The sequence below is a fragment of the Kineococcus aridisoli genome, from assembly GCF_050871885.1.
Classification (GTDB): Bacteria; Actinomycetota; Actinomycetes; order Actinomycetales; family Kineococcaceae; genus Kineococcus.
In genome coordinates this window covers 17,776-38,773 of sequence record NZ_JBJLSF010000032.1, presented here as the reverse complement: position 1 = coordinate 38,773, position 20,998 = coordinate 17,776, and the positions used below count along the sequence as shown (strand labels likewise).

Here is a 20,998-nt window from a genome sequence, read left to right as displayed (position 1 = left end):
GGAGGAAGACCGTGACCACCGACACCACCGTGCCCACGACGATGCGCGCCAACGTCCTGCTGAAGCAGGGCGTGCTGGAGCTGCAGGAGCGTCCCGTGCCGACGCCCGCGGACGACGAGGTGCTCCTGCGGGTGGCCTCGGTCGGCGTCTGCGGTTCCGACGTCCACTACTACAAGCACGGGCGCATCGGCGACTTCGTCGTCGACTCCCCGCTGGTGCTCGGCCACGAGGTCTCCGGCACGGTCGTCGCCGTCGGCCGCGACGTCCCCGAGTCGCGCATCGGCGAGCGCGTGGCCGTCGACCCGCAGCGGCCCTGCCGGCGCTGCCGGCAGTGCAAGTCCGGCCGGATGAACCTGTGCCCGCAGATGCGCTTCTACGCCACGCCCCCGGTGGACGGCACGTTCAGCGACTACGTCACCGCCCCGGCCGACCAGGCCTTCGCGGTGCCGGACGCGATGTCCTTCGACACCGCCGCCCTGCTGGAGCCGCTGTCGGTGGGGTTGTGGGCCGCGCACAAGGCGCAGGTGACGCCGGGCGACCAGGTGCTCGTCGCGGGCGCCGGCCCCATCGGCGCCATGGTCGCGCAGGCCGTGCGGGCCCGCGGGGCGACCGACGTGGTCGTCACCGACTTCGTCGACTCGCGCCGGGAGCGCATCACCTCCTTCGGGGCCACCCGGGCGCTGCACCCGGTCGCCGACGCCGAGGAGATCGCCGCGCTGCGCGCCGACGCGTTCATCGACTGCTCCGGCGCCACGCCCGCCGTGCTCTCGGGCATCCGCTCCACCCGCAGCGGCGGCACGGTGGTGCTGGTGGGCATGGGGGCGGACGAGATGCCGATCCCCGTCTCACTGGTGGCCAGCCGGGAGATCAGCGTGACCGGCGTCTTCCGCTACGTCGACACCTGGCCGCGCGGCATCGAGCTGGTCTCCTCCGGTGCGGTGCACCTGGACGACATGGTGACCGCCCGCTACCCGCTGGAGCAGGTCGAGGACGCGCTCAACGCCGACTCCGACCCGCTGAGCATGAAGGCCGTCGTGGTGGTCAGCGAGTCCTGAGCGGGCGCATCCGGAGCACCTGCTCGCCGACCTCGCGGAAGCGCACCCGCAGCGCCGGTTCCTCGTAGCCGACGAGGGCGTGCTCGTTGATGCCGTCGCTGAAGGCGAGCAGCCGGGCGGCCGCGTCGGCCGGGTCCTCGACCTGCGCCGCCCCGGCCGCCGCGGCCGCCGCGATCTCCTCCCGCACCAGCGACTGCCAGCGCCCCAGGTCCTCGCGGGCGCGCTCGGCCAGCCGGGCGTTGCGGCGCCCCAGCACCAGGGCCTCCAGCCACAGGGCGGTCATGCCCGCGCGGTCGGTGGCGGGCAGCCAGTCCAGCAGGTGCCTCAGCCGCTCGCCGGCGTCCGCCACCTGCGCCAGCTCCGCCCGCAGCCCGCTCTCCTCCTCCTGCGCGAGGGCGCCGAAGACCTCCGCCACGAGCGCCTCGACCTCGGGGAAGTAGTGCGCGACCAGCGAGGGCGCCACGTCCGCCTCGCGGGCCACCGAGCGCAGCGTCAGCGCGGTCAGCCCGTCGCGGGCGGCCACCGCCCGCGCGGCGGCGAGGATCTCCTGCGCGCGCTCGGCCGGGTCCTTGCGCACCCGCGCCCGCGGGGTCGTTGACACCATCCGGGAGCCCCCCTAGCGTTCTTGTTGATCAGCTGATCGATAGTACCGGGGAGGCGCACCGTGCGGATCCTGCTCATCGGCGCCGGAGGGGTCGGGGGCGCCTTCACGCGCATCGCGGCGCGCCGGGACTTCTTCGAGGCGCTCGTCGTGGCCGACCACGACGCCGAGCGCGCCGAGCGGGCCGTGCGCACCACCTGCGAGCGCCACCCCGGCGAGCGGCGACTGCGCAGCGCGCGGGTCGACGCCTCCGACGCCCGCGCCGTGCAGGCGCTGGCGCGCGAGCACCGCGCCACCCACGTCGTCAACGCCGTCGACCCGCGCTGGGTGCTGCCGGTCTTCGAGGGGGCGCTGGCCGCCGGCGCCGACTACCTCGACATGGCGATGTCGCTCTCGCGCCCGGACCCGGCCGCCCCGCACGCCCGCACCGGCGTCAAGCTCGGCGACGAGCAGTTCGCCCGGGCCGCGGACTGGGAGCGGGCCGGGCGGCTGGCGCTGGTCGGCATGGGCGTCGAACCCGGGTTGTCGGACGTCTTCGCCCGCTACGCCGCCGACCACCTGTTCTCCGAGATCGACGAGCTGGGCACGCGCGACGGCGCGGACCTGCGCGTGCTCGACGAGGACGGCCGGGAGGTGTTCGCCCCCTCGTTCTCCATCTGGACCACGATCGAGGAGTGCCTGAACCCGCCCGTGGTGTGGGAGCGCGGCAGGGGGTGGTTCACCACCGAGCCGTTCAGCGAACCGGAGGTGTTCGACTTCCCCGGCGGCATCGGCCCCGTGGAGTGCGTCAACGTCGAGCACGAGGAGGTCCTCCTCATGCCCCGCCACCTGGACGCGCGCCGCGTGACGTTCAAGTACGGGCTGGGCGCGGAGTTCATCGGGGTCCTCAAGACGCTGCACGCGCTGGGCCTGGACAGCACCGAACCGGTGGACGTGCGCGGTGCGCGGGTCGCCCCGCGCGACGTGGTCGCGGCCTGCCTGCCGGACCCGGCCGCGCTCGGCCCGCGGATGACCGGGAGGACCTGCGCGGGGTTGCTGGTCACCGGCCGCGGCACGGACGGCGCACCGCGCGAGGTCTACCTGCACCACCTCGTCGACAACGCCTGGTCGATGGAGCGCGACGGCGCCCAGTGCGTGGTCTGGCAGACGGCCGTCAACCCCGTCGTCGCCCTGGAGCTGCTGGCGCAGGGGCGCTGGAGCGGCAGCGGGGTGATGAGCCCGGAGCAGTTCGACGCGGTGCCCTTCCTGGACCTGCTGACCACCGCGCACGACGCGCCGTGGGGCCTGCAGGAACGGGTCCCGGCGTGAGCGCGGCGGTGGTCGAGGGCGTCGAGCGCGCCGTCTTCGGGCTCCTGGCCCGCGACGAGGTGGACGCCTGGCTCGACGGGCACCTGGAGACCGGGCTGGGGTCCGGGACCGCCGAGGTGCTGATGCGCGCCGGGCGCATCAGCGCGGTCTACGGCCTGCGGCTGCACGACGGGCGCGAGGTGGCGGTGAAGGTGCACCGGCTGGGCGCCGACCTCGTCCACCTGCGCCTGGCCGCGCGCGCCCAGCGGGTGCTGGCCGAGCGGGGCTACCCGTGCCCGCTGCCGCTGCACGGCCCCGTGCTGCGCGACGGCCGCGCCGTGGTGGTGGAGACGCTGCTGCGGCAGGGGGCACCGGCCGACGCGACGCTGCCCGCGGTGCGCACCGCGCTGGCCGTCAGCCTCGCCGAGCAGGTGGAGGTGCTGCGCGCGGTCCCCGCCGAGCCGCTGCGCCCGGGCGCGCCCGCCTGGGCGCGCTACGAGGGCGGTCCGTGGCCGGCCCCGCACGACCCGCTCTTCGACTTCGGCGGCCGCTCGCCGCGCGCGGACCGCGTCGACGCGCTCGCCGCCCGCGCGGCGGCGGTGCTGCGCGAGGCCAGCGGCGAGGACGTGGCCGGCCACAGCGACTGGTACGACGGCAACGTCCTCGTCGAGGACGCGGGTGGTGGCCCGCTCGTCAGCGCCGCCTTCGACTGGGACAGCCTCACCGCGCGCCCGGAGGCCGAGCTGGTCGGGATGAGCGCCGGCTCGCACACCGCCGGCGGCGCCGCGAACGCCGTCTCCCCCGCCGTGGAGCAGGTGGCGGCGTTCCTGGACGACTACGAGCGGGCGCGCTCGCGCCCCTTCAGCGCCCGCCAGCGCGCCGCCGCCGCGGCCGCGGCCTGCTGGGTGCTGACCTACAACGCCCGCTGCGACCTGTGCTTCCTGCCCGCCGACGCCGAGGCGCCGGCCGGTTCCGCGCTGGCGGCCGTGGAGAGCGCCGGCCCGCAGTACCTGCGCCTCTGATCCACCGGTCGCGCGGTGGCGAGGCGGAGGGGAACCCGTCACCGCGCGACCGTGGCCCCACCACGTGCGAGGTGGGGCGCGGAGGCCCGGGAGGACCGTCCGGCCGACGGCGCGAGCACCAGGCCGGGGACCGCCGAGCCCGGCCCGCGCCTACGGTGGTGGCCGTGACGACGCTCGGGCGGCGGGCACTGGCCTGGTGCGAGGAGTGGAACCGCGAGCACCCGTGGGACCACAACGCCCACCACCACGCCTGGATCGAGCGGCACCTGCCGCGGCGCACCGGCACCGCGCTCGACGTCGGCTGCGGCACCGGCGAGCTGGTGCGCCGGCTCGCGGCCCGGGCCGACCACGTCACCGGGCTCGACCTCGACCCCACCTGCATCGAGACCGCCCGGCGCCTGCTGACCGGGCACCGGAACGTCGACCTGCGCTGCGACGACCTGCTGACCGCCGACCTGCCCGGCGGCTACGACGTCGTCACCGCGCTGGCGGTGCTGCACCACGTCCCCTTCGAGCCGGCCCTGGAGCGGCTGACCGCCCTGCTCGCGCCGGGAGGGACCCTGCTCGTCCTCGGCGTCTACCGCGAGCAGACCGTGACCGACCACCTGCTCAGCGCGGTGGCCGTGCCCGCCAACCTCGTCGTGGGAGGGGTGCGGACCTGGCGGCGGGGATCCGCCCGGCGGCCGGTCGCGATGACGGCGCCCACCGCCCCCGCCACCACGACCCTGCGCGAGGTCCGCGACGCGGCGCGCAGGGTGACGCCCGGAGCCGTGGTGCGCAGGCACCTGTTCTGGCGCTTCTCCCTGCTGCACACCGCCCCGCGCGCCCCCGGCTGACGCGCCCCGTCCCCGCGGCCGCGGCGGCGGCTCGGCGCTCACAGCTCGAAGCGGTACCCCATGCCCGGCTCGGTGATGAGGTGCACGGGCGCCGAGGGCACCTGCTCCAGCTTGCGGCGCAGCTGCCCGACGTAGACCCGCAGGTAGTTCGTCTCGCGCCCGTAGGAGGGCCCCCAGACCTCCTGCAGCAGCTGCGTCTGCGTCACCAGCCGGCCCGCGTTGGTGACGAGCACCTGCAGCAGGTGCCACTCCGTCGGGGTCAGCTTCACGGCCTCCCCGCCGCGGGTGACGGTGCGCCGCGCCAGGTCGATGTGCAGGTCGCCGGAGTCGACCACCTCGGGGGCGCCGCCGGAGGCGTCCGCGCCGCGGCGGACCGCGGCCCGCAGGCGCGCCAGCAGCACGTCCATGGCGAACGGCTTGGTCACGTAGTCGTCGGCGCCCGCGTCGAGGGCGTCGACGGCGTCGGAGGAGGCGGTGCGCGCGGTGAGCACGATGATCGGCACGCGGCTCCAGCCGCGGATCCCGGCGATGACCTCCAGGCCGTCGAGGTCGGGCAGGCCCAGGTCCAGCAGGACGACCTCGGGGTGGCCGGCCGCCGCGGCCTCCAGCGCGCTCGCCCCGTCGGCGGCCACCGTCACCTCCCAGCCGCGCGCGGAGAGGTTGATCGACAGCGCCCGCCGCAACCCCGGTTCGTCGTCGACCACCAGCACCCTGCTCACGGGACCGATCCTGCCGGAGCCTCCAGCAGCTCGTGCGCGTGCCCGGCCAGCGGCAGGTCCAGCACCATCGTCAGCCCCCCGCCGGGGGTGTCCTGCGCGGTGAGGGCGCCGCCGACGGCCTCCGCCAGCCCGCGCGCCACGGCCAGCCCCAGGCCCAGGCCGGCGGTGGAGCGGTCGCCGAGGCGCTGGAAGGGCGTGAACGCCTGCTCCTTGGCCGGCCCCGGCAGCCCGGGGCCGTGGTCGACGACGAGCAGCCGCGCGACCCGCCGGGCGTCCTCGGTCGACACCGAGGCCACCACCTCCACGCCCCCGCCCGCACCGCCGCCCGCACCGCCGCCCGCGGACCCGCCCGCCGGGACGCCGTGCCGCACGGCGTTCTGCACGAGGTTGGCGACGACGCGCTGCAGCAGACCGGGGTCGGTGGACACCGGCGGCAAGTCCGGCGGCAGGTCCACGCGCACCCGCGCGCCGTCGCCGGAACCGGCCAGGTCGCCCACCGCACCCGCGACGACCTCCTCGAGGTCGACGACGACCAGCTGCGGTTCCACCGCCCCGCTGCGCACCCGGGTGAGGTCCAGCAGGTCGTCGATGAGCGCCTGCAACCGGTCCGCCGAGGCGGCCGCGGACTCCAGCAGTTCCGCGCGGTCCGCTCCGCTGAGCTGGATGTCGGTGGCGCACAAGCTGTCCAGGGCCGCCTTGAGGGTGGCCAGCGGAGTCCTCAGGTCGTGCGAGACGGCGGTCAGCAGCGCGCCGCGCACGGCGTCGCCCTCCTCCAGCCGACGCACCTGCGCGGCCTCGGCGCGCAGCCGCTGGCGCTGGCGGACCGCGGCGATCTGGGCGGCGAAGACCTCCAGCACGCGGCGGTCGCCGGCACCCAGCAGCCGCCCGCGCAGCACCAGGCAGGTGAGGTCCTCGACCACCACCTCCGCGTCGCCGTCGGTGGGCCGGGTGCAGGCCGGTTCCCCGGTGGAGGCCACCAGCCGCCACGGCGCGGACACCTCCTCGCGCTCCAGCAGCGAGACCGACTCCACGGCGAAGGTCTCGCGGGTGTGCCGCAGCGCCTCCTCCAGCGGGTCGCGCGCCAGCAGCGCCGTGCGGCTGAGCACCGACAGCGCCTCCGACTCCGCGCGGCTGCGCGCCGCCTCCCGCGAGCGCCGCGCGCCGCGGTCGACGGTGCTGGAGACGGCCAGCGCCACGATGAGGAAGACGGCCAGCGCCACCGCGTTCGCGGGCTCGGCGATGGTCAGCCGCCCGGTGGGCCGGGTGAAGAACCAGTTCACCGCGAGGCTGCCGATGAGCGCGGCCGCCAGCGCGGGCAGCACCCCGCCGGCCAGCGCGGCGACGACGACGACCACGAGGAAGGCCATGAGGTCGGTGGACAGGTCCTGGTGCGGCAGCAGGAGCAGCAGGCTCGTGGCCAGCGGCGGCCCGACCAGCGCCACCAGCCAGCCGAGCGCGCGCCGCCCGCCCGACAGCGCCGCGCGCGCCGGGCGCGGCAGGCCGAACGGGCGCGGCTGCTGCTCGTGGGTGACGACGAGGACGTCGATGGCGCCGGAACCGCGCACGACGGCGTCGCCGACACCGCGCCGGAACAGCGAGGAGATCCGGCGGTGCCGGCTGGCGCCCACGACGACCTGGCTGGCGTTGAGGCCGCGGGCGAACTCCAGCACCGCGGCCGCGACGTCCTCGCCGACGACCTGGTGGTAGGTGCCGCCCAGGCTCTCGACCAGCTCGCGCTGGGCGGCCAGGCGGGCCGGCGAGGAGCGCACCAGCCCGTCGCCGCTGGCGACGTGGACCGCGTGCAGCTCCCCGCCGGCGCCGCGGCTGGCGATGCGCGCCGCCCGGCGCACCAGCGTCGCCCCCTCCGGGCCGCCGGTGAGCGCGACGACGACGCGCTCGCGGGCCGGCCAGGTGGCCTCGATCCCCTGCTGGGCCCGGTAGCGCTCCAGGCCCTCGTCGACGCGGTCGGCCAGCCACAGCAGGGCCAGTTCGCGCAGGGCCGTGAGGTTGCCGGTGCGGAAGTAGTTCGACAGGGCCGCGTCGACCCGGTCGGCGGCGTAGACGTTGCCGTGGGAGAGCCTGCGCTGCAGCGCCTCCGGCGTCATGTCCACCAGCTGCACCTGGTCGGCGCGGCGCAGGACCGCATCGGGCAGCGTCTCGCGCTGCTCGATGCCGGTGATGTGCTCGACGACGTCGTTGAGCGATTCCAGGTGCTGGATGTTCACCGTGGAGACGACGTCGATGCCGGCGGCCAGCAGCTCCTCGACGTCCTGCCAGCGCTTGGCGTGCCGGGAGCCGGGGGCGTTGGTGTGCGCGAGCTCGTCGACGACGGCGACCTGCGGGCGCCGGCGCAGGACCGCGTCGACGTCGAGCTCGGCCACGTCGATGCCGCGGTGGCTCACCACGCGCCGCGGCAGCACCTCCAGCCCTGCCAGCTGCGCCTCGGTCCGCTCGCGGCGGTGGCACTCCACGAGCGCGACGACGACGTCGGTGCCGCGCTCGGCGCGCCGGTGGGCCTCGTCGAGCATGGCGTAGGTCTTGCCCACGCCGGGGGCGGCCCCCAGGAAGACCCGCAACCGCCCCCGACGCCTCTCGTCCACGACAGGAGTGTCGTCCATCCGTCAGGGCTGCAGCGCCTGCAGGGCCAGGTTGAGCTCCAGGACGTTCACCCGCGGCTCGCCGAGGAAGCCGAGCGAGCGGCCCTGGACGTGCTCGGCGACGAGGTCGGCGACCTGCTGCTCGCCGAGCCCCCTGGCGGCCGCGACGCGGGCCACCTGCTGCTGCGCGTACTCCGGGGAGACGTGCGGGTCCAGGCCGGAACCGGAGGCGGTGAGCGCGTCGGGGGCGACGTCGGCGGGGGCGGTGCCGTCGGCCGCGGCGGCCGCGGCGCGGCGCTCCTCGACGGCGGCGAGCAGGTCCCGGCTCTCCGGGCCGAGGTTGGAGGCGCCCGAGGCGAGCGGGTCGTAGCCGTCCCCGGCCGCCGAGGGCCGCGGGACGAACCACTGCTCACCCTCGAAGGCCTGGCCGACGACCGCGGAGCCGACCTCGCGGCCGTCGGCGGAGACGACCTGCCCGTCGGCGCGGGCGGGCACCAGCCGGCCGACCGCGAACACGGCCAGCGGGTAGGCCAGGCCCAGGACGAGCGTGGCGGCGATCAGCGCCAGCAGCGCGGTGCGCGACTGGCGCACCAGCTGGGTGAACGTGGAGGACGGTGCGGAGGACTGCGTGGAGGACATGACGTGTCAGCCGATCCCGGGGACGGTGGAGACGAGGAGGTCGATGAGCTTGATGCCGACGAAGGGGACGACGATCCCGCCGAGGCCGTAGACCCACAGGTTGCGCCGCAGCAGCGAGGCGGCGCCGGCGGGGCGGTAGCGCACCCCGCGCAGGGCCAGCGGGATGAGCGCCACGATGACCAGGGCGTTGAAGACGACCGCGGAGACGATGGCCGACTCCGGCGTCGCCAGCCGCATGACGTTGAGGGCGTCCAGGCCGGGGAAGGTGGTGACGAACATCGCCGGGATGATGGCGAAGTACTTGGCGATGTCGTTGGCGATGGAGAACGTCGTCAGCGCGCCGCGGGTGATGAGCAGCTGCTTGCCGATCTCGACGATCTCGATGAGCTTGGTGGGGTTGGAGTCCAGGTCGACCATGTTCCCGGCCTCCTTGGCGGCCGAGGTGCCGGTGTTCATGGCGACGCCGACGTCGGCCTGCGCGAGCGCGGGCGCGTCGTTGGTGCCGTCGCCCATCATCGCCACCAGCCGGCCGCCGGACTGCTCGCGGCGGATGAGCTCCAGCTTGTCCTCCGGGGTCGCCTCGGCGAGCACGTCGTCGACCCCGGCCTCGGCGGCGATCGCCCGCGCGGTCCGCTCGTTGTCCCCGGTCACCATGACCGTGCGGATGCCCATGGCGCGCAGCTGCTCGAAGCGCTCGCGCATCCCCTCCTTGACGACGTCCTTGAGGTGGATCACGCCCAGCACCCGGGCACCCGCGGCGGAGTTCTCCGCCACGACGAGCGGGGTGCCGCCCGCGGTGGCGATGTCCTCGACGACCTGCCCGACCTCGGCCGGCACGTCCCCGCCGAGGGTGCGCACCCAGTGGGTGGCCGCGGCCGCGGCGCCCTTGCGGACCTGGCGCGGACCGGAGGCGGTGACGAGGTCGACACCGGACATGCGGGTCTGCGCGGTGAACGGCACGAACACCGCACCCGGCAGCTCGCCCTCGGCGCGGGCGCGCAGGCCGTGCCGCTCCTCGACGAGCACGACGACCGAGCGGCCCTCGGGGGTGGCGTCGGCCAGGCTGGACAGCTGCGCCGCGTCGGCCAGCTCCGCCAGCGTCACGCCGGGGGCGGCCAGCAGCTCGTGGGCCTGCCGGTTGCCGAGGGTGATGGTGCCGGTCTTGTCCAGCAGCAGGGTGCCGACGTCGCCGGCGGCCTCGACGGCACGCCCGGACATCGCCAGGACGTTGCGCTGCACGAGGCGGTCCATGCCGGCGATGCCGATGGCGCTCAGCAGCGCGCCGATCGTGGTGGGGATCAGGCAGACCAGCAGCGCGACGAGCACCACGACGCTCTGCGGGCGGCCGGAGTAGACGGCCATCGGCTGCAGCGTGACGACGGCCAGCAGGAACACCAGCGTCAGGCTCGCCAGCAGGATGTTCAGGGCGATCTCGTTGGGCGTGCGCTGGCGCGCGGAACCCTCCACGAGAGCGATCATCCGGTCCACGAAGCTCTCGCCGGGCTTGGCGGTGATGCGCACGACGATGCGGTCGGAGAGCACCGTGGTGCCGCCGGTGACGGCGCTGCGGTCGCCGCCGGACTCGCGGATGACGGGGGCGGACTCCCCCGTGATGGCGGACTCGTCGACGCTGGCGACGCCCTCGACGACGTCGCCGTCACCGGGGACCGTCTCCCCCGCGTCGACGACGACGAGGTCGCCGACACGCAGGGCGCTGGCGGGGACCCGCACCTCGGTGCGCCCGGCGTCGAGGCGGCGCGCAACGGTGTCGGTGCTCACCTTGCGCAGCGAGGCGGCCTGGGCGCGCCCGCGGCCCTCGGCGACGGCCTCGGCGAGGTTGGCGAACAGGACGGTGATCCACAGCCACGCCACGATGACCCAGGCGAAGACGGAGGGGTCGAGGACGGCCAGCACGGTGGTGAGGACGGCCCCCAGCGCCACGACGAACATGACGGGCGTGCGGACCAGGTGGCGCGGGTCCAGCTTGCGGAACGCGTCCGGCAGCGAGGAGACCAGCTGGCGCGGGCTGAACGCGCCGCTGGCCACGCGGTGCGGGGTCCCGGCGGGGGCGGCGGCCGCGCCGCGGGTGTCGGGAAGGGTGGGCGTGCTCATGCCAGTGCCTCTGCCAGGGGTCCGAGGGCCAGTGCGGGGAAGAAGGTCAGACCGGTCACGACGACGACGACCGCGGCGTGCATGCCGGCGAACGTGGGGGTCTGGGTGGGCAGCGTGCCCGCCGTGGGTGCGGCCGGCCGCTGCGCGGCGAAGCTGCCGGCCAGCGCCAGCACGAGCAGCATCGGCAGGAAGCGCCCGATGAGCATCGCCAGCCCCAGGGCGGTGTTGTAGAAGGGCGTGTTCACGCTGATGCCGGCGAACGCGCTGCCGTTGTTGTTGGCCGCGGAGGTGAAGGCGTACAGCACCTCGCTGAGCCCGTGCGGGCCGGGGTTGAGCACGGCCGAGCGGGTGGCCTCGCTGGACAGGGCGATCGCCACGCCGGTCAGCAGGGCGAAGGGGGTGGCGAGGGTGTACAGCGCGGCGAGGGTGATCTCGCGCTGGCGGATCTTGTTGCCGAGGAACTCCGGGGTCCGCCCGACCATGAGGCCGCCGACGAAGACGGTGATGATCGCCAGCACGAGGATCCCGTACAGGCCGGAGCCGACCCCACCGGGAGTCACCTCGCCCAGCATCATGTTGACCAGCAGCGCACCACCGCCCAGGGCGGTGTAGCTGTCGTGGAAGGAGTTCACCGCCCCCGTGGAGGTGGAGGTGGTGGCGGTCGCGAACAGCGCCGAGGCCCACTCGCCGAACCGGACCTCCTTGCCCTCCATCGCCGCGCCCACCGCCTGCGGCGCGGAACCCAGCGCGTGCGTCTCGGCGTAGAGGGTGATCGCGTGGGAGACCGCGAAGATGCCGGCCATGACGGCCAGCACCGCACCGCCCTGGCGGCGGTTGCCGACCAGCGTGCCGTAGGTGCGCGGCAGGCTGAAGGGGATCACCAGCAGCAGGAAGACCTCGACGACGTTCGAGATGGGCGTCGGGTTCTCGAACGGGTGCGCGGAGTTGGCGTTGAAGAACCCGCCACCGTTGGTGCCGAGCTCCTTGATGGCCTCCTGGGAGGCGATGGGACCACCGACGATCGTCTGGCTGCCGCCGGCCAGCGTGGTGTACGTGGTGGCGCCGGTGAAGTTCTGCACGACACCGGTCAGGAGCAGGGCGACCGCGCCGGCGAACGCCAGCGGCAGCAGGACCCGCAGCGTGCTCCGGACCAGGTCGACCCAGAAGTTCCCAATCGTGCCGGAGCCGGGGCGCACCAGACCCCGCACGAGGGCGATCGCGACGGCCAGCCCCACGGCCGCGGACAGGAAGTTCTGCACGGCGAGCCCGGCCATCTGCACGAGGTGGCCGAGCGCCGCCTCACCGGAGTACGACTGCCAGTTCGTGTTCGTCACGAAGGAGACGGCGGTGTTCCACGCCTGCGCCGGCTCCATCGCCGGCATCCCCAGCGACAGCGGCAGGTGCTGCTGCAGGCGCAGGAACGCGTAGAGGAAGAGGGTGGAGACCGCCGAGAAGCCGATGACGGACAGGGCGTAGCTCGGCCAGCGGGTGTCGGCGTCGGGGTCGACGCGCAGCAGCCGGTATGCGCCGCGCTCGACGCGCAGGTGGCGGGTGCTGCTGAGCGCGCGGGCGATGGAGTCGCCGAGCGGGACGTGGACGGCGGCGAGCAGGACGACGAGCAGGCCGATCTGCAGCAGCCCCGCCGCGGTGTCGGAGAGGGTCATCAGAACCTCTCCGGGCGCAGCAGCGCGTACAGCAGGTAGCCGGCGGTGGCGACGGCCAGCACGAGGCCGGCGGCCGCGGCGGCGCTCACCGGCGCTCCAGCGCGCGGACGAGCAGGCAGGCGGCGACGGCGAGCACCAGGGTCAGGGCGGTGTACCCCACGTCGAGCACGGGAACTCCAGGAGGAGGCGGGTCGGTCGGACGGCCCCACCACAGCACCGGCGGCGCGCCCCGCCGCCGGTCCTGACACCTCCTTGACGCCGCCCACCTGCGCCTTGACGCGTCCTTGACGTCGCCCCCGGGCGCCCCTCGACCGCCTCCCGGCTGCGATGCTGGGGCGGTGCCGGTGCCGGAGGACCCCAGCGGGTGCACCGGGCCGGCGCACGGGCCGGCGCACGACGCGAGGACGGCCCGGCTGTCGCTGCGCACCCCCTCCCCCGACGACGTGCCCGAGCTGTTCGCCCTGTACTCGGACCCCCGCACCTGGCAGGGCGACCCGGTCCTGCGGCACACCTCGCCCGCGCGCACGCTGGAGCTCGTCGAGCGCTGGCGCGCGGGCTGGCGGAGCACGGGCCTCGGGCTGTGGGTGGCCAGGACCGCGCCCGGTCCCGGTGCGGGGGAACTGGTCGGCGTGGGCGGCTGCAGCCTGCGCGCGGCGGCCACCGCCTGGAACCTGGCCTTCACCCTGCACCCGGACCGCTGGGGGCAGGGGTACGCCCAGGAGGTCGCGGCCGCGGGCACGCACGGGGCGCGGCGGGCGCACCCGGAGCTGCCGGTCACCGCCGTCGTCGCCGGGCGCAACGAGCGCTCGGCACGGGCCGTGCGGCGCGCCGGGCTGCACGAGGTCTGGCGCGGCCCCGACGCGCGCGACCCCGACCCGTCGGCCACCCTGCTGCTGTTCGCCGACCGCCCGCTGACCGCCGGGCAGGTGCGCGCGCTCGTGGCCTAGGCGGCGCGGTCCTGCTCCCCGTCGTCGAGCCCGTCCTCGGCGGTGCCGTCGCGGTGGAGGGCCTCGCGCTCGGCAGCGCCGGTCTCCAGCTCGCAGGTGACCGGCTGCAGCATCTCGGCCAGGCGCCACGCCTCGGACCGGCTCAGGTGCAGGCCCATCTCGCGGTGGGTGCCCAGGCCGGAGTAGATCGCGACGCCGGACAGGTCCGGCTCGGACCCGTCGTCGGCGATGACGCTCAGGCAGATCCACGGCTTCATGCCGGGGCGGAAGTGCGCCAGCCGCATCGGCGGCAGGTCGCGCTCACCCCGCAGGTACGGCACGAGCATCCGCACGTAGGCGAGGTCGTACACCTCGGTGCGTCCCTCGGCGCGCAGGACGACGTCCCTGCCCTCGATGGTCACGGATTCGGCGGCAGTGGCCCCTAGCTGCACGTGCGTCATTCCAGTGCACGTCCCGGCGGAGCGCACGCCGAACCGTGTCCGCACCGTGTCCGCACCGTGTCCGGACGCGGTGCGGACGCGGTGCGGGGCGGTCCTCAGGCGGAGAACGCCTGCACGGCCCGCTGCAGCCGGGAGGAGGTGCCGGCCAGGTCGCGGGCGGCCGCGCGGATGCCCTCCACGTCCTCGGCGGTGCGCCGGGCGGCGCCCACCACGCCGTCGAGGGTGGCGGTGATGACCCGGCCGGACTCGGCCGCGCAGTCCACCTGCCGGCTCATCCCGTCGGTCGTGGCGGCCTGCTCCTCGACGGCGGCGGCGATGGTGCCCTGGTAGTCGTCGATGCGGCCGACGATCTCGCTGACCTGCTCGATGCGGGCGGCGGCGTCGGCCACGGCCGCCTGGATGGCGCTGATGCGGCCGGTGATGTCGTCGGTGGCGCGGGCGGTCTGGCCCGCGAGCTCCTTGACCTCGCCGGCGACGACGGCGAAGCCCTTGCCCATCTCGCCGGCGCGGGCGGCCTCGATGGTGGCGTTGAGGGCCAGCAGGTTGGTCTGCTCGGCGATGGCGGTGATGGTCTTCACGACGCTGCCGACCTCGGAGGAGGAGCGGCCCAGCTCGGCGACGGCCCGGCTGGTCTCGGAGGCGACCGCGACGGCCTCCTGCCCGATCTGGGCGACGGCCTGGGCGTTGCGGGTGATCTCCACGATGGCGGTGCCCATGTCCTGCGCACCGGTGGACAGCTCGGCGATGCGGCCGGTGACGTCGACGGCGCCGCCGGAGACCTCCTCGGCGCGCCGGCTGGTGTCGGCGGCGCCGCGGGCGATCCGGTCGCTGGAGCCCACGAGCTGCGAGGCGGCGGCGTCCAGCTGCCCGGCGGCGGTGGACACGTCGCGCACGACGGCCTCGGCGCGCGCCAGCGTGCCGTTGAGGGCCACCGCCAGCTGCTCCAGCTCGGTCTGCCCGCGACCGGTGTCCAGGCGCACCGACAGGTCGCCGCGGGCCAGCACCTCGGTCGCCTGGCGGATGGGCCGCACGATGCTGCGCCCGATGGCCCAGGAGACCGCGGCGCACACCAGGAGCAGCACGAGGGAGCCCGCCGCCAGGCGCTCGGCGTCCGCCAGCGCGGCCGCCGAGACGGAGTCGACGTAGACGCCGGAGCCGACGACCCAGCCCCACGGCTCGTAGCCGGCGACGTAGGACACCTTCGGCTGCGGGTCCTCGGCCCCGGGCCGGGGCCACTGGTACTCCACGAACCCGGCGCCGTCGGCGCGCACGACGTCGACCATCTCGACGAACAGCCGCTTGCCGTCGGGGTCGGCGTTGGCCGACAGGTCCGTCCCGTCCAGCTCGGGCTTCACGGGGTGCATGAGCATGGTCGGGCCCGTGTCGTTGATCCAGAAGTACTCCTCGCCGGAGTACCGCAGCGAGGCCACCGCGGCCAGCGCCTGCTGCTGGGCGTCGGCCTCGCTCAGCCGGCCGGCCGCGGCCTCGGCGCCGTAGTGCTGCACCACGCCCAGGGCGGTCTCCACCACGGCCCGGGTGGCGGCCTCGCGCTCGGCCATGATGCGGTCGCGCACCTGCAGGGCGGCCAGCGCGCTGACGCCGACCACCCCGACCGCGGCGACCAGGACGATGGTCAACAGGCGTGCCGCGATGGACCGCCCCGCCGTGCGCTTCATGCCGCTCCCCGCGTTCCGCTCGTGCTCCGTCGCCCGTGCTGCTCCCCCGTGCTCCGGCGCGCTCCCGGCGTCCGCCGGGCGCCGTCGAGGGCCGCTCCCCGTGTCCATCGGCGACGGCGGCACCGGTCTTGATCCCCGCGCGCCCCGGCTTCGGTCTCGACCGGGGCACGGGAGCGCGGGGGCGCGGGGGCACGGGAGCGCGGGGGCACGGGAGCGCGGGGGCGCGGGGGCTCAGGAGCAGGCGGCCGCGGTGTCGTCGGCGAGTGCCCGGGCCGCGTCGAGGGCGGCCCCCAGCGCGTCCGGGCCGCCGCGACCGCGCCCTTCTCGTTGACGACCCAGCTCCCCGTGCGGGCGTGCACGGCGTGCGCGCACGGCAGGACGGCGGAACAGGCAACCGGCCACGTGGGCGCCGTCGTCGCGCGGGACGGCCTTGCGCGCACCGCCGAGCAGGGAGCGGGCTTCTTCCAGCGAGGCGACGACGGCCTCGCGCAGCGCCGGCGGGCAGTTCCTGGCCTGCTGCTGCAGGCGGGTCAGCTCACCGCCCGGGTCCGCCAGGACGAGCGCCAGCGCCGCCTCGCCGGCGTAGGCGAAGCTCGGCAGGCCCAGCGGGTGCCCCACCTCGAAGTGCCGCTCGAGCTCCCCGGCCCGCGCCGTCCAGCGCGGCGGTGTTCCCGGGAACTCCCCCGACGGGTTCCCGGGAACACCGCGGCGGGGCGGCGCTCAGGCGGGGACGGGTGCCACGACGTGGCTGCCCGGCACGCGCCAGGTGGCACCGGGAGCGCCGCCGCCGCCGGTGAAGACGACGCGGACCTCCGAGAGCCACCCGCGCTGGAAGCGCGTCTCGCGGGGGCAGGCGGTGGTGTGCAGCGGGCTCGGCAGCTGGAAGGCGGCGCGCAGCCTCGCGGTGTCGGAGTCGACGCGGCTGGCCGGTCCTGCGAAGGAGTCGTACCCGTACCAGATGCCGCTGCCGCCGATGCGGGTGGTGAGCACCCGCGGGCGGCGGCTGTCGCCGCAGGTGTAGACCTCGGTGAAGCGGGCGCTGGAGGCCGCCCAGTCGATGCCGCCGAACTGGTCGGCCTCGCCCGTCTCGGCGAGGCCGCCGTAGGCGTCGAAACCCCGGACGGTCAGCGTGGCGAACGCGTAGCCGCAGCTGCTGTAGGGCGGGTGCACCGCCTGGCAGCTCCAGTCGACCGGCGACTGCTGCGGGCCGGTGGTCTGCACGGCCGTGGCGCTGACGCGCAGGCCGGCGCGCGGGGCGGCCGAGGCCCCCGGCGCCGCTCCCACGAGGACGACGAAGATCGCCGTGAGCACGGCGAAGGTCTTGCGGAACATCGGAACCCCCCGGTCCAACGGACGTGGCCGCTCCCCCGAGCGCCGCACCCCGTGCGGTAGCCGTGAGCGAGCATGGCACGGGCGCTGGGCCGGACGGGTGAGTTCGGCGATGTCCCGCGCCACGTGGCGCGAAGACGGGTCGGGGACGGGCGAGGGAGCGGCGGGGGTGTCGGTGGCCGGTCGTAGGCTGCCGCGCGTGCTCCTCGTCCACGGTCTCTGGACGCGCGCGCGGACGCTGGCGCTGTGGGTGGAGGTGCCGCGGCGGCGGCCCGGCGGCGCGCGCGCCGGCGACCTCGCGCAGCTGGCGGCGGCCGCCCCGGCCGCACCGCACCTGGCCGGCGCGCTGACCCGCCCCCGCGGCCCGCTGGGCGTGCTGCTGCCGTGCACCGCCGCTGGCCGGCCGGCGGCCTCCGGCGCCCGCCCGCGCGAGGACTGGCGGCTGCTGCCGGTGGACCTGGAGGTCGTGCAGCTGCACGGCCGGCAGGCGGTCGACGTGCTGGCCGAGGTCGCCGGCCCCGCGGCCGCCGTGGCCGGCGACGGCCTGCGCTGGCTGGCGCACGTGGCGGCGGGTGCGCGCACCGCCGTCGACGCCGGGCACGTCGTCCCCGACCTCGCCGTGCACGACGGGGAGCTGCTGGCGGGCTGGGTGCCGCTGCCGGACCGGCGCGTGCAGCGCTGGCGCACCGCGCTCGCCGAGGTCTGCCCGCCGGTGCTGCGCGCCCAGGCCGGAGCGGCGCCGCCGACGGCCGCGGCGCTGGTCGACGACGTCTGCGCCGTCGTCACCGACGTGCTCGCCGCGCAGCGCACCGCGCACGTGGCCGCCGGGCCGCTGCCCGCCGCCCCGGCGGTGCGCCAGTGGCTGCTGGCGCTGCGCACCGGGGAGCCGGTGCGGGCACCCGGCAGCGCGCAGGCGCTGGTGCGCCGGGTGCGCGAGTGGCAGCGCAGCGGCCAGGACAGCGGCTGCGACGTGCTGCTGCGCGTCGTCGAACCCGGTGCGTGGCAGCAGGACGGCGCCGAGGAGACCTGGCGGTTGCAGCTGAGGCTGCGCCCGCTGGACGAGCCCAGCCTCGTGCTGGACCTCGCGCAGGCGCGCGCCGAGGGCGGGCGCTCCGCCGGCGACGAGGACCCGCTGCTCCTGCTGCTGTCCGGTGCCGCGCGCGCCGGCGCGGCCCACCCGCCGCTGCGCCGGCTGCTGACCGGCCCGGGCGCCGACGCCGCCTCCGCCGCGGGCGTCGAGCTGGGCGTGGAGGAGCTGCTGGACCTCGTCGAGCGCGGCGGCCCCCGGCTGGCGGCCGCGGGCATCGCGCTGCAGCTGCCGCGGCGCTGGACCCGCAAGGCGGTCTCGTTGTCCCTGGAGGCCTCCGCGGCCCAGCCCGGCGCGGTCACCGACCCGCAGCTGCGCAAGGACGACCTCGTCGACTTCCGCTGGCAGGCGGCCCTGGGCGGGACGCCGCTGAGCGAGGCCGAGCTGCTGGACCTGGCCGCCGCGAAGAGCTCCCTGGTGCGCTTCCGCGGCGAGTGGGTGCAGGTGGACCTGGAGGACCTGCGCCGCAGCGCGCGGTTCCTGCGCACCCGCGGCAGCGGCTCCGCGCCGGTGCGCGACGTGCTCGCCCTCGTCGGCGCCGGCCGCGACCTGCCCGCGCCCGTCACCTCCGTCGACGCGCGCGGCGTCCTGGGCGACGTGCTGTCCGGGCGGGCGGCCGAGCGGCTGCCGGAGCTGGCGGACCCGCCGGGGTTGCGGGCCGTGCTGCGCCCGTACCAGCGCCGGGGGCTGACCTGGCTGGCCACCATGTCGCGGCTGGGGCTGGGCGCGGTGCTCGCCGACGACATGGGCCTGGGCAAGACGCTGCAGCTGCTGGCGCTGCTGGTGCACGAGCACGCGCAGGACGAGCAGGCGCGGGACGGGGACGCGCGGGACGGGGACGCGCGGGTCCCCGGCGGCGGGCCGACGCTGCTGGTGTGCCCGATGTCGGTCGTGGGCAACTGGCAGGCGGAGGCCGCCCGCTTCGCACCGGGCCTGCGGGTGCACGTCCAGCACGGTCCGGCTCGTCCCCGGGGCGCGGACCTGGCGGCGGTGGCCGCCGGGCACGACCTCGTCGTCACCACCTACGGGTTGCTGGTGCGCGACGCCGCCGACCTCGCCCGGGTGCCCTGGCGGCGGGTCGCCCTCGACGAGGCCCAGCACGTCAAGAACGCCGCGACCCGCGCGGCGCGGGCGGTGCGGGCGCTGCCGGCGCAGCACCGGGTGGCGCTCACCGGGACCCCGGTGGAGAACCGGCTGGAGGACCTGCGCGCGGTGCTGGACGCCACCAACCCCGGGTTGCTGGGCTCGGCCGCGCACTTCCGCGACACCTTCGCGGTGCCGATCGAGAAGCTGGGGCAGCAGGGACCCGCCCGCCGGCTGGCCGTCGTCACGCGCCCCTTCGTGCTGCGGCGGGTCAAGACCGACCCCGCCGTGGCCGGCGACCTGCCCGAGAAGATCGAGATGACGGTGCGCGCGAACCTCACCCCCGAGCAGGCCGGGCTGTACCGGGCCGTCGTCGACGAGCTCGTGCGCCGCCTGGCCGACCCGGAGGTGGAGGGCGTCTCGCGCAAGGGCCTGGTGCTCGCGGCGCTGACGCGCCTCAAGCAGGTCTGCAACCACCCCGCCCACTACCTCGGCGACGCCTCCGGCGTGCTGCACCGCGGCCGGCACCGCTCGGGCAAGCTGGAACTGCTCGACGACATCGTCACCAGCGCCCGCGCCGAGGGCGAGAAGGTGCTGTGCTTCACCCAGTTCGCGGAGTTCGGGCACATGCTCGCCCCGCACCTGGCCGAGCGCACCGGGGAACCCGTGCCGTTCCTGCACGGCGGCGTGCCGCGCCGGCAGCGCGACGCGATGGTGGCGGAGTTCTCCGAGGCGGACGGGCACGGCGTCCTGCTGCTCTCGCTCAGGGCCGGCGGCACGGGGCTGAACCTGACGGCCGCCAACCACGTCGTGCACGTGGACCGCTGGTGGAACCCCGCCGTGGAGGACCAGGCCACCGACCGCGCCTACCGCATCGGCCAGCAGCGGCGGGTGCAGGTGCGCAAGCTCGTCAGCGCCGGCACCGTCGAGGAGCGCGTCGACGCCCTCGTGCAGCGCAAGCGCGACCTCGCCGGCGCCGTCGTCGGCAGCGGCGAGGGGTGGATCACCGAGCTCGACGGGGACGCGCTGCGCGAGCTGCTCAGCCTCGGCGCCGACGCGGTGGGGGACTGACGTGGCCTTCGAGGGGTACGGGCGGCGGCGGCCGGGGCGCGGGGAGCGGCTGCGCTCGCGGCGCGGCGCGATCGCGCAGACGTGGTGGTCGCAGCGCTTCACCGCGCACCTGGAGGCCACGGGCAGCCCGGGCCGGCTGGAGCGCGGGCGGGCGTACGCGCGCGCCGGCCAGGTCGTCGAGCTGCGCCCGCGCCCGGGGGCGGTGGGTGCGCGGGTGCAGGGTTCGCGACCGCGCCCCTACCTCGTCGAGATCGGCGTCCGCCGCTGGAGCGCCACGGAGGTCGAGGCCGTCGTCGCGGTCGTCGTCGAGAACCCGCTGCTGCTGGCCCCGCTGTTCGCCGGGGACGTGCCGCCCGGCCTGGTCGACCTGCTCGCCGGCATCGGCGTCGAGCTGCTGCCGGCGGACGCCGAGGTCGCCTACGACTGCAGCTGCCCCGACGACGCCGAACCGTGCAAGCACGCCGCCGCCGTCGTGTACGCCCTCGCCGAGCGCCTCGACGCGGAACCCGCCACCGCCCTGCTGCTGCGCGGCGTCGAGCTGGCCGAGCTGCTGGGGCGCGTCCAGACCGCCGCGAGCGGGCCGTCGGCGCCGGTGGAGGACCTGTCGGTGCACCTGGCGGGCTTCCACCGCGTCGGCGGTGGGCTGCCCGCGCTGGGGGTTCCGCGGGCCGTCCCCGGGCGGACGGTCGCCGACGACCTCGACGACGTGGTGCTCGGTCCCGGTGCCGAGGGGACGGCGGACGCGCTGCGCCCGCTGCTGCTGGCCCTGCGCGACACGCCGGGGTCCGCAACGGGCGGGAGAAACCTCCAGGAAACCTGAGGGGTGCACAATC

18 protein-coding genes are annotated in these 20,998 nt (G+C 76.1%); 7 read left to right on the top strand and 11 right to left on the bottom strand.

Translation table 11 applies throughout. From position 1 onward, the window contains the following. The first annotated feature begins 41 nt into the window (after nt 1-41). On the top strand, nt 42-1,055 hold the full coding sequence (locus ACRYM2_RS10960; protein WP_432522289.1) for an NAD(P)-dependent alcohol dehydrogenase: 1,014 nt from the start codon (nt 42-44) through the stop codon (nt 1,053-1,055). Here the strand turns inward: ACRYM2_RS10960 and ACRYM2_RS10955 are convergent. Further along, nucleotides 1,042-1,659, bottom strand: coding sequence for a TetR/AcrR family transcriptional regulator (locus ACRYM2_RS10955; protein WP_432522264.1), 618 nt, complete (start codon nt 1,657-1,659; stop codon nt 1,042-1,044). The genes ACRYM2_RS10960 and ACRYM2_RS10955 overlap by 14 nt on opposite strands. Before the next feature lie 60 nt (nt 1,660-1,719). On the opposite strand from ACRYM2_RS10955, the gene ACRYM2_RS10950 reads away from it, so the two are divergent. The 3 genes from ACRYM2_RS10950 (at nt 1,720) to ACRYM2_RS10940 (ending at nt 4,801) form a co-directional block, all read left to right on the top strand. Beyond that, on the top strand, nt 1,720-2,964 hold the full coding sequence (locus ACRYM2_RS10950; protein ID WP_432522263.1) for a saccharopine dehydrogenase family protein: 1,245 nt from the start codon (nt 1,720-1,722) through the stop codon (nt 2,962-2,964). After that, complete coding sequence (locus tag ACRYM2_RS10945; protein WP_432522261.1) at nt 2,961-3,965, top strand: phosphotransferase family protein; 1,005 nt, start codon at nt 2,961-2,963, stop codon at nt 3,963-3,965. The genes ACRYM2_RS10950 and ACRYM2_RS10945 overlap by 4 nt, the downstream gene beginning before the upstream one ends. Nucleotides 3,966-4,129: 164 nt before the next feature. Then, nucleotides 4,130-4,801: a class I SAM-dependent methyltransferase gene (locus tag ACRYM2_RS10940; protein WP_432522259.1), complete on the top strand. Its 672-nt coding sequence runs from the start codon at nt 4,130-4,132 to the stop codon at nt 4,799-4,801. Between the two features lie 38 nt (nt 4,802-4,839). Here the strand turns inward: ACRYM2_RS10940 and ACRYM2_RS10935 are convergent, their stop codons facing one another. From ACRYM2_RS10935 to kdpF, 6 genes are read right to left on the bottom strand one after another with little or no spacing between them, the layout of a single operon-like run. Further along, nucleotides 4,840-5,520 (bottom strand): response regulator, encoded by a 681-nt coding sequence (locus ACRYM2_RS10935; RefSeq protein ID WP_432522257.1) that lies wholly within the window; start codon nt 5,518-5,520, stop codon nt 4,840-4,842. Continuing rightward, complete coding sequence (locus tag ACRYM2_RS10930; RefSeq protein WP_432522255.1) at nt 5,517-8,138, bottom strand: sensor histidine kinase; 2,622 nt, start codon at nt 8,136-8,138, stop codon at nt 5,517-5,519. The genes ACRYM2_RS10935 and ACRYM2_RS10930 overlap by 4 nt, the downstream gene beginning before the upstream one ends. Before the next feature lie 3 nt (nt 8,139-8,141). Further along, a complete protein-coding gene (kdpC, locus tag ACRYM2_RS10925) occupies nt 8,142-8,756 on the bottom strand; it encodes a potassium-transporting ATPase subunit KdpC (RefSeq protein ID WP_432522253.1) in 615 nt (204 codons plus the stop codon). Nucleotides 8,757-8,762: 6 nt separating this feature from the next. Continuing rightward, nucleotides 8,763-10,868, bottom strand: a complete 2,106-nt coding sequence (gene kdpB, locus ACRYM2_RS10920) for a potassium-transporting ATPase subunit KdpB (protein WP_432522251.1) — start codon at nt 10,866-10,868, stop codon at nt 8,763-8,765. Next, nucleotides 10,865-12,532 (bottom strand): potassium-transporting ATPase subunit KdpA, encoded by a 1,668-nt coding sequence (gene kdpA / locus ACRYM2_RS10915; RefSeq protein WP_432522249.1) that lies wholly within the window; start codon nt 12,530-12,532, stop codon nt 10,865-10,867. Before kdpA ends, kdpB begins: the two co-directional genes overlap by 4 nt. Then, nucleotides 12,532-12,621 carry a K(+)-transporting ATPase subunit F gene (gene kdpF, locus ACRYM2_RS10910; RefSeq protein ID WP_432522247.1) on the bottom strand — a complete coding sequence of 30 codons (90 nt, stop codon included), beginning with the start codon at nt 12,619-12,621 and terminating at the stop codon, nt 12,532-12,534. Before kdpF ends, kdpA begins: the two co-directional genes overlap by 1 nt. A 249-nt stretch (nt 12,622-12,870) precedes the next feature. Between kdpF and ACRYM2_RS10905 the strand changes: the two genes are divergently transcribed. Further along, nucleotides 12,871-13,479, top strand: coding sequence for a GNAT family N-acetyltransferase (locus ACRYM2_RS10905; RefSeq protein ID WP_432522245.1), 609 nt, complete (start codon nt 12,871-12,873; stop codon nt 13,477-13,479). On the opposite strand, the gene ACRYM2_RS10900 is transcribed toward ACRYM2_RS10905, so the two are convergent. From ACRYM2_RS10900 to ACRYM2_RS10885, 4 genes are all read right to left on the bottom strand, one after another. After that, nucleotides 13,476-13,880 (bottom strand): hypothetical protein, encoded by a 405-nt coding sequence (locus tag ACRYM2_RS10900; protein ID WP_432522243.1) that lies wholly within the window; start codon nt 13,878-13,880, stop codon nt 13,476-13,478. The genes ACRYM2_RS10905 and ACRYM2_RS10900 overlap by 4 nt on opposite strands. A gap of 134 nt (nt 13,881-14,014) precedes the next feature. Next, a complete protein-coding gene (locus ACRYM2_RS10895; protein ID WP_432522241.1) occupies nt 14,015-15,595 on the bottom strand; it encodes a methyl-accepting chemotaxis protein in 1,581 nt (526 codons plus the stop codon). A gap of 231 nt (nt 15,596-15,826) precedes the next feature. Beyond that, nucleotides 15,827-16,213 (bottom strand): hypothetical protein, encoded by a 387-nt coding sequence (locus ACRYM2_RS10890; protein WP_432522239.1) that lies wholly within the window; start codon nt 16,211-16,213, stop codon nt 15,827-15,829. Nucleotides 16,214-16,315: 102 nt separating this feature from the next. Further along, on the bottom strand, nt 16,316-16,927 hold the full coding sequence (locus ACRYM2_RS10885) for a hypothetical protein (protein WP_432522237.1): 612 nt from the start codon (nt 16,925-16,927) through the stop codon (nt 16,316-16,318). A 196-nt stretch (nt 16,928-17,123) separates the two neighbouring features. On the opposite strand from ACRYM2_RS10885, the gene ACRYM2_RS10880 reads away from it, so the two are divergent. Together ACRYM2_RS10880 and ACRYM2_RS10875 are read left to right on the top strand one after the other, a co-directional pair. Continuing rightward, nucleotides 17,124-20,165, top strand: coding sequence for a DEAD/DEAH box helicase (locus tag ACRYM2_RS10880; protein WP_432522235.1), 3,042 nt, complete (start codon nt 17,124-17,126; stop codon nt 20,163-20,165). Nucleotide 20,166: 1 nt separating this feature from the next. Then, nucleotides 20,167-20,985 carry an SWIM zinc finger family protein gene (locus tag ACRYM2_RS10875; protein ID WP_432522233.1) on the top strand — a complete coding sequence of 273 codons (819 nt, stop codon included), beginning with the start codon at nt 20,167-20,169 and terminating at the stop codon, nt 20,983-20,985. Nucleotides 20,986-20,998: the final 13 nt, after the last annotated feature.